Annotated in this window: 13 protein-coding genes; 6 read left to right on the top strand and 7 right to left on the bottom strand. The window is 39.1% G+C overall.

Annotation, left to right across the window (positions count from 1 at the left end; all coding sequences use genetic code 11):
* Positions 1-231 precede the first annotated feature (231 nt).
* The 6 genes from BP621_RS11885 to tnpA form a co-directional block, all read right to left on the bottom strand.
* On the bottom strand, positions 232-1,365 hold the full coding sequence (locus BP621_RS11885) for a UDP-N-acetylglucosamine--N-acetylmuramyl-(pentapeptide) pyrophosphoryl-undecaprenol N-acetylglucosamine transferase (RefSeq protein WP_292390183.1): 1,134 nt from the start codon (positions 1,363-1,365) through the stop codon (positions 232-234).
* Positions 1,337-2,167 carry a phosphatase PAP2 family protein gene (locus BP621_RS11880; protein WP_292390182.1) on the bottom strand — a complete coding sequence of 277 codons (831 nt, stop codon included), beginning with the start codon at positions 2,165-2,167 and terminating at the stop codon, positions 1,337-1,339. Before BP621_RS11880 ends, BP621_RS11885 begins: the two co-directional genes overlap by 29 nt.
* Positions 2,168-2,601: 434 nt before the next feature.
* Positions 2,602-4,665: an S-layer protein domain-containing protein gene (locus BP621_RS11875; RefSeq protein ID WP_292390180.1), complete on the bottom strand. Its 2,064-nt coding sequence runs from the start codon at positions 4,663-4,665 to the stop codon at positions 2,602-2,604.
* A gap of 325 nt (positions 4,666-4,990) precedes the next feature.
* Positions 4,991-5,170 (bottom strand): hypothetical protein, encoded by a 180-nt coding sequence (locus BP621_RS11870; RefSeq protein ID WP_292390179.1) that lies wholly within the window; start codon positions 5,168-5,170, stop codon positions 4,991-4,993.
* Positions 5,171-5,606: 436 nt separating this feature from the next.
* Entirely contained in the window at positions 5,607-6,131 is a 525-nt protein-coding gene (locus BP621_RS11865) for a winged helix-turn-helix transcriptional regulator (RefSeq protein ID WP_292390176.1), read from the bottom strand.
* 562 nt (positions 6,132-6,693) lie between these two features.
* A complete protein-coding gene (gene tnpA, locus BP621_RS11860) occupies positions 6,694-7,089 on the bottom strand; it encodes an IS200/IS605 family transposase (RefSeq protein ID WP_292390336.1) in 396 nt (131 codons plus the stop codon).
* A 45-nt stretch (positions 7,090-7,134) separates the two neighbouring features.
* Here tnpA and tnpB point away from each other — a divergent pair, with 45 nt between their 5' ends.
* From tnpB to BP621_RS11830, 6 genes are all read left to right on the top strand, one after another.
* A complete protein-coding gene (tnpB, locus tag BP621_RS11855) occupies positions 7,135-8,247 on the top strand; it encodes an IS200/IS605 family element RNA-guided endonuclease TnpB (RefSeq protein WP_292390173.1) in 1,113 nt (370 codons plus the stop codon).
* A 278-nt stretch (positions 8,248-8,525) separates the two neighbouring features.
* Positions 8,526-9,347, top strand: coding sequence for a hypothetical protein (locus BP621_RS11850; RefSeq protein ID WP_292390171.1), 822 nt, complete (start codon positions 8,526-8,528; stop codon positions 9,345-9,347).
* Between the two features lie 50 nt (positions 9,348-9,397).
* Positions 9,398-9,604: a pyridoxamine 5'-phosphate oxidase family protein gene (locus BP621_RS11845; protein ID WP_292390169.1), complete on the top strand. Its 207-nt coding sequence runs from the start codon at positions 9,398-9,400 to the stop codon at positions 9,602-9,604.
* A 54-nt stretch (positions 9,605-9,658) separates the two neighbouring features.
* Positions 9,659-9,859, top strand: a complete 201-nt coding sequence (locus BP621_RS11840; protein WP_292390167.1) for a hypothetical protein — start codon at positions 9,659-9,661, stop codon at positions 9,857-9,859.
* 435 nt (positions 9,860-10,294) lie between these two features.
* Positions 10,295-11,077, top strand: a complete 783-nt coding sequence (locus BP621_RS11835; protein WP_292390164.1) for a hypothetical protein — start codon at positions 10,295-10,297, stop codon at positions 11,075-11,077.
* A 32-nt stretch (positions 11,078-11,109) separates the two neighbouring features.
* A complete protein-coding gene (locus tag BP621_RS11830) occupies positions 11,110-11,757 on the top strand; it encodes a DedA family protein (RefSeq protein WP_292390162.1) in 648 nt (215 codons plus the stop codon).
* A gap of 152 nt (positions 11,758-11,909) precedes the next feature.
* Here BP621_RS11830 and cca read toward each other — a convergent pair whose 3' ends face one another.
* A complete protein-coding gene (gene cca / locus BP621_RS11825) occupies positions 11,910-13,274 on the bottom strand; it encodes a CCA tRNA nucleotidyltransferase (protein WP_292390160.1) in 1,365 nt (454 codons plus the stop codon).
* Positions 13,275-13,412 lie beyond the last annotated feature (138 nt).

Here is a 13,412-nt window from a genome sequence, read left to right as displayed (position 1 = left end):
CTTATTCAGAATTATTTCAATTCTAGTGTCTTGGCAATTTAATTGTTGAGCATAATCTTAGTAGCTTCTCATCAGAGTACAATGATTTTGAGCTCATTAGATTATCAATAACTAAATTTTCATGACACTAGTAGTCTAATTCTAGTAGTCTAATTCTAGTAGTCTGTTACAACGCCAAAATTATATCTCTTAATTTATTATCTCCAGTTATTATAACAATAATCTTATATTTTAATTTCTGGTATTGTTTGATTCAAGGAGCTTTTTGATCGCTGCAGTAGCATTCAGGTCTTTAGATAACTTTTTCATATCTTCAACTTTCTGATGGATCTTTTTATCTTTTAAAAGCTCTCTTATTGCCTGAAGGATCTCTTCTGGAGACGCATTGTAATCCATGCGTCTACCATAGCCTTCAAGGTCTACTATAGCAGCATTACTTTCTTGCTCACTATGATTTATATCAGGAAACGAAAGCATCGGAACCCCAAAAGTAAGAGCTTCCATTATAGTACTGTGTCCTCCTGGGGCGATCACAAGATCAGAAGCCTTGAGATAAGGAAATTGGTCATTAATAAAACGCTTAATTGTAACGTTTTCTGGAAGGTTTGAGAAAACATCAGGATTTAGGTTAGGTCCTGAAAGGAGAGTATAATTTATATTTCTGTCGAGTTTTGCAACTTCGATAACCTTTCTGAATATGGGCTCTCTATATCCAAATCCCCCTATTAAAGATAATACATGGGGTTTTTGCAAGACTTCAGCCTTCACATCATCAAATTTTTCAAGGGTGAGAGGCCCACTGAAAAACAGATTTTTGGAAACCTTTTCTTCAAAAACAAGATTTAGTCGGCATACGGTATAAGGCATTGGGAAATCCGGAATTATTATCCTGTTAACTATTCTGAAAATGCAGGTATAAAACTGTTTAATTATTCCGCCCATTGTTCTTAGGACAACACCTCCATTTTTAAAGAAAGTTTCCATGTTTGACTGATTAACCATAAGGTAAACAGGAATTACTCTGATTTTTGAGGCAACTACTCCTGTAAAATAACTATCTGTAACTACAATATCAGGTTTCTTTTCTTTTAATAAGCTCAAAACTTTAAAAATGCCAAAAACACTCCCGCTTTTCAGGGTGGATATTACTGACTTTTTCAGATCCAGAGACCCGGAATCGCCTACAAGTTTTATTTCCGGAGGTATCTCAACAGTCTTATATCCTTTTCTCTCAATAAATTCCTTTGAATAGCCATATGCTCCTAAATAAACTTCGTGGCCTGCAGCCAATAACTCCTGGCCCAATGCGGTACAGCGGCTGGTGTGACCTAACCCTTCACCGCATATAAAAATTAATACTTTCATCCTTGAACCTCTTTTTAAAAACTCGAGTAGCTACAAAATAAGAAATAAGAGCGAGTATAATTCCGCCAATCATATCCGTGATCCAGTGTATGCCAAGATATAATATTGAAAAAAGGATGAAAATGGTTGTTCCTACCGCAAAAACTTTGTAACGCCTGAGATCTGTCTTAAAAAGTATAAATATTGTTGCCATTACTGAAAGTGCGGCATGCAGGCTTGGAAAGCAGTTGTTAAGACCGGGACTACAGATAGTTGCTATCCTCAAGATAGCCGGATTTAGTTGATATAGCAAAGGAACCATACCTGGTAACACATGCCCAGTCACATTTACGGGGAAAAATATGTAAAAAATATAAGCTATCAGATATATGAGCATAAAAGTAATTGCATACTCCTTAAGAGCTTCATCATCCTGGCTAAACAGGAATAGTATAAATGTAAAGATCAAAAGGAAAGGAAATCCAAGCAAGTATACAACTCCGCAGAAATATGTCAGCATTGGAGTGGCTAAACTTTGAAAAATACTCACTCTAGTGCCTTCCAGCATTAACATATATTTATCATAATTGAGAGAGGGACTCAGGCCCAGGAGATTTGAAATTTCTCTTTGTGAATCCATGAGTATAAAGATAAATGTTGCCGAAACTGCATAAGGTAGAATATCTGAAATTCCAGAAGACCCAAGATTTCTATAATAATATTTGGGCCGAAGAGGTTCCGGCACAAAAATATAATAGCCTGCTGGCACTGAAAATATCAGAGACAGCATTATTATAAAGTCTAGTTTATTTGAGGATATCATTTAATATGCGCCTCAATGTTTGAATAAATTAATCTGAAAATAGATAATTATAAAATCTCTCTAACTGCTATTCTGTTTATTAGGTTTTTTGTATAGACTAAAACAACTATATATAAAAAGTGGAGAACATGTACACATTTTACTTTTTTTAAATATGCCCATTCACGTTAGCCGGTATAGATTATTTCTACAAATAATTTATTTACTTCTTGTCAATGCATAAAAGTTGCACTGGGCACTCGCTGAAGGAAATGGAACCTATTTACTACCCTGACTCTAATTGAGAAACAGAAAATTTGAAAAAGTGATACTAATTGAAAAATATATATCTTTTATAATAAATAAACCATGACACGTGTAGAACCCTATCAGTCAATGGGTATTAGTATAAAAATTAAAAGAAGAAGGGTTAGGAAACCCTTCAATCAGAAATTTTAGTTATTCCTCCTGACGAGGTAGACAACTCCAGCGAGTCCGACAATTCCAGACAAAACTCCGAATCCTGGGGATTTTTTGCCGTCCTGAGTTGTGTTATTCTCTTGGGTTGGTGCCTGAGTAGAGGTAGAGTTCTCTTCTGGAGTTACGTTTGCGTTCTCTTCTGGAGTTACGTTTGCGTTCTCTTCTGAAGTTACGTTTGCGTTCTCTTCTGAAGTTACGTTTGCGTTTTCACTAGTGCTTACATTACCACCACTTATGCTTGGGCCGGTGGCTGTGTTGTTGTCACTAGTAGTTTCGTTACCGACGGTCTTCTCAACGAATGGGTAGTACCTTAGCTGATCAGCTTGGGTATCAGCGACCTTAAAGGATATTCCCTGGCCGATTTCCACATCAGAGTCCCTGCTAAGAGTCAAGGAATCATCATTGGAAATTGTAATGGTTGAACCACTGATGCCAACATTGTTGAGTTTGCCGTATGAATCGTCAGTATTGATCTTTATTGCATTTGCGTAGTCAATGAGCCAGAGACCGTCGACCTGAGCAATGCTGTCGACTGCACCCTGGAAGACCTGGTTAACATGGACTTTCAGGACAGGAACATTGTCTTCGCCCTGAACACCGTCAACTTCACAGGTCCATACATGGTCGCCAGAATCAGTCGAGACGATCTGGTCATCTACATACTGTCCGTCCTTGTCGAACTCGAGCCAGACTTTCTTACCGTCAACGTCAACCTGCTTGGCTTCAAGAGTGTAGCCCTGACCGAGATCAAGTTTCTCGCCGGTCTTCAGAGTGTACTTGTCATCGCTGTCAACAACCAGTTTGGCGAGCTTGCTAGCGTCGCTGGCTTTGAGTGGTACGTATTCATCTGCAAAGAAGCCGAGAACAGGGTAAGATCCGTTGAAATCTCCAGACTGGTAGTCAACATTACCTACAGTGGTCTTGTAAACGAGATCATTCTTGGGGATCACATTTCCGTCAACTTTAGTAACGTTAAGGGATTCTGTCTGGACATTCTTTTTCAGGTCATAGAAGAAACCTGCAAAATTGGATGCGTCCCACTTAGCAGCGCCAGAAGCAACCTGTCCTCTGACCTGATAAGTTCCAGGTTCTGTGATCTGCTTGTATGCATAGAATCTGAGGTCGTCTGAGTCAGCAACTTTGAAGTACAATCCCTGGCCGATTTCCTGATCAGAATCCTTGGTCAGAGTCATGGTATCGTCGTTGGAAATTGTAATGGTTGGACCATTGATAGCAACGTTGTTGAGTTTGCCGTATTCATCGTCACTGTTGATCTTTATAGCATTTGCGTAGTCAATGAGCCAGAGACCATCGACCTGAGCAATGCTGTCGACTGCACCCTGGAAGACCTGGTTAACATGGACTTTCAGGACAGGAACATTGTCTTCGCCCTGAACACCGTCAACTTTGCAAGTCCAGGTGCTGTCTCCAGAATCAGTTGAGACGATCTGGTCATCCACATACTGTCCGTCCTTGTCTAATTCAAGCCAGACCTTCTTACCGTCAACATCTACCTGCTTAGCCTCGAGACTGTAGCCGTCACCAAGGTCAAGTTTCTCGCCAGTCTTTAAGGTGTACTTGTCATCGCTGTCAAGAACCAGCTTGGCGAGCTTGCTGGCGTCATTAGATTTGAGCGGAATGTACTTGTCTGCGAAGAAACCGAGCACGCTGTAGTTGCCCCAATCTCCGTACTTGTAATCAGTCTGCCCAATCGTGGTCTTATAGACAAGAGCGTCCTTCCCGATAACTCTGTCTTTAGTATCGGAAGTATTCTTAATGGAAAGAGACTCTGTTGTCACATTGTTGTCAATGTCGTAGAAGAATGCTGCAAACTTACTAGCATCCATTGTAATAGCTGTACCGTTACCATATGCATTATTTGCAAGGATATCGGTTAAACTTGAGCCATTGTACACAGGGCCGCGGATCTCAAGGGTATTGTTTGCTGAGGTTGTATTATTACCATCAGCCATTGCGGCGGATGCAAATACAGTCAGAAGCATGAGAGCCGCCAGTGCACTGGCTACAAATCTCTTCATCTTATTGTTTCCTCCATATTTGTTAAGATCTATTATATGTAAGAAGAATTATCGGGATCAATAATAAAAGGGGTTCACCATTCTTCATCAATCAAATTTATATATTTCGTTCATTGTCGAAGATAGTTTCACTTCTCCTCATCCCGAAAATCAGTTTACAGCCTCTTATAAAATAGCTCCTTATAAATCTCTTTTGGTCCTCGATTTATGTAATCTCAGAAACTTGATAAATTTTCGATAAGTACCGACGTAATCGGTAAATTAAATCCGTCAACTACACAAAAATATAATTATTCGAATATTGTACTAATGTTCGACAATTGTACTAATCTTCGAATAATGTACCAGAATCGTTATTATGCGTAACAAAGACTGAAAACTGAAGGTTATTGTGGTGAAAAATCGGGATCAACACTACAAAATATTTTGAACCTTCCTCCCTAGGAGAATGTGGCGGAACCTTCTTCCATAGGAGAATGTGGCGGGTTTCCCAAGTTTCTTCCATGTTTCCCGCCACCATAAATAATTTCAACTTTTGTTCAGTAAGCATAAAAGTTATCGTCCATTATTATCCGGTTGATTTTTAAGAACGTATAATTCAGCTGACCTCTTAATGAAATTTGAGCTCGCAATTCAACATTCTCTTGCAAGCGTATTTTGAATTTGGTGTATAGATCATCCACGTTAACTAACCAAGATATCTCAATAGAGTTTAAAACAAGTGAAGTAGGACTCTGATAACGAGACTAACCTAAAACTTTGATCGTCCAGCAATACCTGATTGATGTTTTCCTTATATTACCTACAGCATGGTTTGTGATCCAATTTAAGTGCCATATTATAAGTTTCTTAAAAAAGTGTTAAGTTTACCGGAAAAGAATAGCTGGAAGCTGTATTTTGATCACGTTGAAATAATATCAACCAAACGATGGACGACCAAACTACTTAGATTTCTTGAATTCCCACATTTCGATAAAACCATCAACCAGAGTATCAAGAAAGCTTTCTTTGTAGCTTATAAGGAGTTCTGCAATTGCGGGAGGGTCAATGATTGTGAATTTACTTATTCTGCCGGTTTTTTCCCTTTCAATTATTCCGGCTTCAACAAGTTTGTTCAGATTCCAGGAAATAGTTGAAGGAGAGAGGCCAACAGCTTGAGAGAGTTCTTTGTTATTTAGGTCTGGATTATTGAGAAGTTGAAGAAGGATGTGCCTGCAACCGGATCTTCTTAAGAAAGACATTATTTTTCTCTCGGTTTCGCTTAAGCTCCTGTCTTTTATGAAATAACGTACATAATCTCCATCATTCGAAGCCCTTATCAGATTTTTCTTTTCCATATACTGAAGGTGGTACTGCAGGTTGCCAACTACCATCTGCAACCTCCTCTCAAGTTCCCTGAAGTGAATCCCAGGAGATTTTTTTATTTGTTCATAAATTTTTCTTCGTGTTTCGAGTTCAAATTCCATTTTTACCCTACTCTTTTGTGATCATAGAAAGGAAAAATAAAGCAAGCACTACGAAGTTTAGTAAACTTCCCCAAACTTCGGGATATTCACCCGCGTGAGGGAAAAAAATATCTGCTGCATCCAAGAAATTCATTGTTGAATAGAAAAAAAACGCTGAAGATAAAATAAAAAGCTTCTTTCTACGCTCTCGACAATATGCAAGAAGGGAAATAACAAAAAGGATTAACGCTAATAAACTTGATACAAGTTGGATTATTTGATCGGGTTCAGTCAGCATAGATTTCAGTTACCTCCATCAATACATTAAATAAGATCAAAGATTGAAAAGTCAACTTTTGAAATGCATTCCATAAATAAGAAATTTGTAAATGTTTTTGGGGAAATTTTATTAATTTTATATATCTAGCCAAAATAGTTTATCATACCACAATGAAGTATTTGAAATCTATGCCATATTACTAATAATGCTTACACAAAAATAAAAACTTCAGATGAAGTCCTTTATAAATCTTAAGGTAGGAAACCCCTAGGTCTTTAGCCTAGGGGATGAATGCCGTCAACTTTAACCTTGATTTCTAATGTAAGCTTCAGCTGTTTCTTTACTCACGTTCCCTATAGTTGAGGCAAAATAACCATCACTCCATAATGTCTTTTCTCCCCAATAGAATCTTTTCAAATATTTACCTTGACTTCTCCATAATCTAATTGTGGTTTCTTGTTTCAGCTTTCTAACTATAGACAGTATAGAAACTTTTGGTTCACTTTTCACAAGTAGGTGTATATGGTCCTTGTCTGTTTCCATCTCCAATATTTCAAAATCTGACTCTTTTTCAATATCAGCTACAGTGAGCTTAAGCTCATTGCTAATAGGCTCTAAGACTTTTCTTCGATACTTGCAAACAAGAATAACATGATACATTAGCAGATATTTGCTATGGTTTTTGTGTTCATACCCTATATTTACCGAAATCTATATAAATTGATAAAGCATATAATAGTTTGTATGATGAAAGCGTACCGTTTTAGACTATATCCTACAGTAGAACAATCTATACAATTAGATCAACACATTGGTAGCTGTAGGTTTGTCTACAATTGGGCACTTGATCAAAAAATTAAAACTTATGAACAAACTAAAAAATCTATATCAAGATTTGACTTAAACAAATTAATGCCTTCTTTGAAAACAGAAAACCCTTGGTTAGCTGACGTTAACTCTCAATCCCTACAGGGAATGACTAAACAAGTTGAGTCAGCTTTCACACGATTCTTTAGAGAAAAGAAAGGTTTTCCTAAATTCAAATCTAAAAAGAATCCTGTTCAAGCTTTTCCAATACCTCAACACTATTCTGTGAATTTTGAGACCGGTGTAGTGAAACTTCCAAAGATAGGGGAGATTAAAGCAGTGTTTCACAGAAACTTTGTTGGAGAGCTTAAAACAGCAACTGTTTCTAAAACATGCACAGGAAAATACTACATTAGTATTCTTGTGGAAAATAATGAAGAGCTTCCATCTAGACAGTCCTTCACAGAAGTAACCACTATAGGAATAGATGTAGGAATCAAAGATTTTGTTGTACTATCAAACGGTGAAAAGATCGAGAATCCTAAATACTTGAAAAACTCTCTTCAGAGGCTTAAAATACTTCAGAAAAGAGTTTCAAGAAAACAAATAGGTTCTAAGAATAGAGAAAAAGCAAAGCAATTGTTAGCAAAACTATATGAGAAGATAACAAATCAGAGAAATGATTTTCAGAACAAACTCTCTTTTAAACTCGTTAGCGAAAACCAAGCTATAGCTCTGGAAACTCTGAATGTTAAAGGTATGGTTAAGAATCATCATTTAGCACAAGCTATAGGAGATTCTGCTTGGAGTAGTTTTGTAACAAAGTTAGAGTATAAAGCTGAATGGTACGGAAAAACCATTCTTAGAATAGGACAGTTTGAGCCATCCTCTAAACTCTGCTCAGTCTGTGGATACCACAATTCAAACTTAACTTTGAAAGATAGAGAATGGGTCTGTCCTGACTGTAAAACAAAGCATGATAGGGATCTCAATGCCGCTATCAATATTAAAAAATTCGCACTTATGGATCAAAACCTAATAGGGATTTAAAACCTGTTTAGCACCTACGGAACGTGGGGAAGAGCCTAGGGACTTGCTTTCAGTAGAAAGGGGGATGAACTAGGAAGCCACGAGGTCTTTAGCCTCGTGGTAGTTCACTAATAGTAGGTTTATTTTTCAGTAGGTTTATTTTTCTGATAATTCGAGTACTGTATCAATATTCGAGTACTGTACCAGAATCAATATATTTGTAATTATTTATCCAAGTGTGGCTATGTTTCTGAATTTATGGATATTTTTACAAATAATTAGTAAAAGATGATTCGAAAATGATATCGGGCAACGATGAGGAAAATTCCTCTAATTTTTGTGAAGTCGCTTCCTCTTTATTACGAAGTCGACAGATGTTGAGTAAAGTTCCAGAAGTTACGATTTTCTTTTGGATTATTAAGGTCATGGCTACAACCGTAGGTGAAACAGCTGCAGACTTCCTTACCTTTAATCTAAACTTTGGCTTGACCCTCACAACCGTTATCATGAGCAGTTTCTTGCTTATTGCGCTGTTCTTTCAGTTCCGATCAAGAAAGTACGTGCCAGGGATCTATTGGCTAGCCGTTGTGATGATCAGCATTGTCGGTACATTGATTACTGACAACCTTGTAGACAACTATGGAGTAGCTCTAGAGACAACTACCATCATCTTCACCTTCGCACTGGTGGCGACATTTGCAGCTTGGTATGCAAATGAGAAGACATTATCCATTCACTCTATCTATACGACTAAGAGAGAGGCATTCTACTGGTTGGTTATCTTGTTCACATTTGCCCTAGGTACTGCTGCTGGCGACCTCACATCAGAAGGTCTCAATGTGGGTTATTGGAAGTCAGCACTTATGTTCGCTACACTTATTGGAATCGTGACCATAGCCTATTATCGCTTTAATTTGAATTCAGTGGCAGCCTTCTGGATGGCTTATATATTGACACGTCCTCTCGGTGCCTCTATTGGTGACTATCTATCGCAGCCTCTTAATGCGGGTGGTCTTGCTCTGAGCACGATGGGAATAAACGCAGTTTTTCTCGTGACTATTTTGAGCTTAGTTCTCTATCTTACTAAGACTAAAAAAGACGAGAGCCATATTGTGGAGTAGAGATTACTCCGACAATATGAGTGATGATATTAACACGAAGGAGATAGAATATGTCAGCAAATTTAATGGAATATTTCAACAAAACACCCAGACTTGGCTTACTCAGCACATCTAGCAGTGATGGAAAAGTCGATTCAGCAATCTTTGGCTCACCTCATATGATCGATGAAAAGACGGTTGTAGTGGCAACGGCTAAGAATCGCACCTTCACAAATCTTCTGGATAATCCAAATGTCATCTACATAATCATGGAGTAGTGTACAGATTCTTCAAACGCAGTGAAGATGAACATGGAATCAGGAAGTTCAGTCATGGACTGGAAGGGGATCCGGGTTTATATGAGGATGAAGGAATATGCGACTTCCGGAGAAATGCTTGAAATGATCCGAAGCCAGACCGCTAATCTCGCCGGCGAGGAAGCCGCAAAAATGATATATGCTACGGTGACTTTCGAGATCTATGAGGTTAGGCCATTGGTGGATTTTGGGCAAGGTTGGGATAAATCCGTCTGAATCTCAAATTTTTACTTATAAATTACGAGATTTTTGCACCACAACCAAATTACCTAACTGGCTAGCGTTTAATATGATTAGTAATCAAGCTAGCCAATTTAATTACATCTAATTTTTAGTTATTGTTCTACTGTTTAGTTGTAGTCCAGTAGGCAGTCTTATAGACTGTGACTATTTATAGACAACAACCCAGTGGTTGTTCCTGTACTCTTTGTGATCTTCTCTGTGTTTTTCCTAGTGACCAGGATGAAAGTGGTTATGACGGTAGTTATTCCTATACTCTCTGTGATCGTCTTTCTGTTTGAAGTCGCCGTTGTCAGGGGCTGCGCTTCTGATAATTCGAGTGCTGTACTAACATTCGAATAATGTACCAGAATCAATATATTTGTAACTATTTATCAAGAGTGGTGGATCATAAATAACAAGGAGAATATTATGGTAAATATTCAATCCGATAAATTCAATACAAGCGAAATAGTTCGCAAGGTTCCCGAAATAACACTTATGTTCTGGATCATCAAGATATTTGCCACCACTCTTGGTGAGACTGGTGGGGACGCAGTTACCATGTCTATAAACCTGGGCTATCTTGTTGGCACGATGATCTTTACTTTGTTTTTTGTCGCCACTGTTATCACACAGATCCGTGAAAAGAAGCTCAACCCCTACATCTATTGGATAACCATCATCGCCACGACAACGTTAGGTACGACATTGGCTGATTTTTGTACGCGGTCTTTGGGAATCGGATATGCGGGCGGATCCACCCTGCTTTTAGTGCTTCTCGTTGGATCATTGTTCATTTGGAAGCGCGCAATGGGATCTGTTTCTGTAGATACCGTTAACTCTCCGAAAACGGAGATGTTCTATTGGGGAACGATCATGTTCTCTCAAACCTTGGGCACAGCCCTTGGTGATTGGACTGCTGATACTATGGGCTTAGGCTATTCCGGCGCTGCTATAGTATTTGGCACTCTGCTATTACTTGTTGCAGCGGCATACTTCTGGACCAAAATATCCCCCACTGCCCTTTTCTGGACTGCGTTCATTCTTACGCGACCTCTCGGAGCAGTAGTTGGCGACTTTCTGGATAAACCGATCAGTTCTGGCGGATTGGCATTAAGCCGCTATTCAGCATCAGCAGTGTTGCTTATTTGTATTCTGTCTTTAATCGTTTTATCTGAACGAAAAGCTAAACTGCAAAAATGCTATGAGTGATGTATTAATAAACATCCTGTAGAAGTGTCCATATGGAAAATTTAAACTATTTTATCGATTTATTTTTGCATCTTGACACATATTTAAGTGCAATAACAAATGAATATGGTCTATTAACGTATTTACTGTTGTTTGCTATTATCTTTTGTGAGACAGGTCTGGTGATAACTCCTTTCTTACCGGGTGATTCTCTTGTCTTTGCAACAGGAGCTCTGGCTGCCAGTGGTTCGTTCAATTTATTTACTATATTTGTTGTTCTATGTCTCGCAGCTGTTGCAGGAGATACTGTCAATTATCAAATAGGTCATCTAGTAGGAAATCGAGTAACAAGTTATGAAAATATACGGTTTATTAAACAGGAACACCTTGACCGTACACATGCATTCTTTGAGAAATACGGAGTGAAAACAATAATTCTAGCTCGCTTTGTTCCTGTTATCCGGACTTTTGCACCATTTGTAGCAGGAATAGGAACAATGCCCTATTCGACATTTATTAGCTACAATGTCGTTGGGGGAGTTGCATGGGTAATGTCATTCTTTTTTGGAGGATACTTTTTCGGAAACTTGCCAGTTGTAAAAGATAACTTCAGCTTTGTAATACTTGGAATAATTTTTGTTTCACTACTTCCAGGTGCTATTACATATATTCAGAGTAAACGTGATCCAAAAAAGACATGATAAAGTGAAGGACTAGTGGACATCCCGAAATTTGTTCTTTATCATCAAAAGTTTTCAGGGTTGTTTTTGTGATCAGGATCTGATTGACTATTCGAAATATAATATTCAAGCAGCAAATTTTGAGTTTTGAAACAAACTCTATAGCAATCTTTTTACACCCATTTCCTCAAAAAAACCCTGAAATTAGGATCTTCCAATCTGCAAATTCCGGCATTCTCTATAATCTCAAAACCTTCATTCACGCTCTGATGCACCTGTTTCCCAAGGGAGCAACTCATGAGCCGGTCTTCGATAAGCCCTTTTGCCGTCGGATACTTGCGCCGGATTTCAAAGACGTATTTCCCGTTTTCGATATAACCTCCGAAAACGCCGTCTGCCGCCTGATATTTTTCCTTGAACTTCTCGGCGTGTACTTTAACCCAAACCGGAGGGCCGATGTGTTTTTTTACGTGGGGAAGGGTACCTGAGATGAGTTCCAGCATAACTGCAGTTTCGGTTTTGCCTGACCAGACACCGGTTTTTATCACTGTAAACTCATATTCTTTCAGAAGGGTGGCTACTGCCTGCTCCATTTTATAGAGCTGCGGAAAGAGCACATCCTCTACCACATCCGGGGTTTTGAAAACGATCGTAAGCTGGGTGCTCTTCCGGTTTTCAAGCCTTTCCAGGATTTCGCTGTCCTCAAGGGGCAGGAGAGGAACTGGAAAAAAGAAACTGAGTTCGGGGTTTTTCAGTAACTCCCGGCAGTGGTCTATGAACATGCAGAATTTGTCAAGGGAAAGGGCTGCTGCCACATTTCGCCTGGGGTCGGTCGGGTCGACCACTACAAGAGGCTCTTCGTGCTCGATTTCCGAGTGCTGCATTATATCGATTTTCTCGCCTGGCTTCCAGGAACAGGCTGCACAGACGGTATTTTCAAAGGAGCCGTAGTGGATTACCAGAAGTTCGGTCAGGTAGCCTGAAAAGCCCTGGGTCTTGAGTTCCGAGCCATATACTCTGCCTCCGCGCATGAATTGCTTCAAAAGCAGAACCTCATCTTCGTGCCCTTTTATGCGAGGCTTGACAAAATCGTTGTGAAAAGGCGTTCTGTCAACTGCAGATTTGATCTGGGAAGCCGAGGGAACCCTGAAACAGGGGACAAGATCCACATCAAAGCCTTTGTAGATAATGTTCAGGTAAGGGTGTTCAGCATGGCGGTCTTCAGCATGCTCAGAATGTTTTGCTACTTCTCTTGCAATTGCCATGCCCAGGGTCTCCAGTTCCTTTCTAGAGGTTTCTTCAGGAAAGCTTATAAAAACATCAATATCGTGAGTGCCTGAAAGCCAGGTGCCTCTGGCAGCGGAGCCCACCATTTTTACAAGCACGCCTAGTACGCTAAGTTTCTCTGCTGCCATTTTTACTTGCGAGGCGAGTTCTTCCTGGATCGAAAGAAGTTTTTCTCTTTCAGGTTCAGTGGGTTTTATTCTCTCAAGGACTGCAAGCTTTAATTCTTCGGGAATGCCTGTATACGTTTCCATGCCAGAGACGGCTCCATATTTTTATTCTGCAGAATGAATCTTTATGAATCTTATAATGGATCTTAATAGATCTTATTACGCTGATTTCTGCTTGTAAGTGTCAGAAATCGCTTCTTCAAACTTATAATTTGTGTATAC

The organism is Methanosarcina sp. UBA5 (assembly GCF_002505485.1).
In the GTDB taxonomy this organism is placed as follows: Archaea; Halobacteriota; Methanosarcinia; order Methanosarcinales; family Methanosarcinaceae; genus Methanosarcina.
The sequence above is the reverse complement of the archived record's forward strand: the minus strand, read 5'-3'. Positions and strand labels throughout refer to the sequence as shown.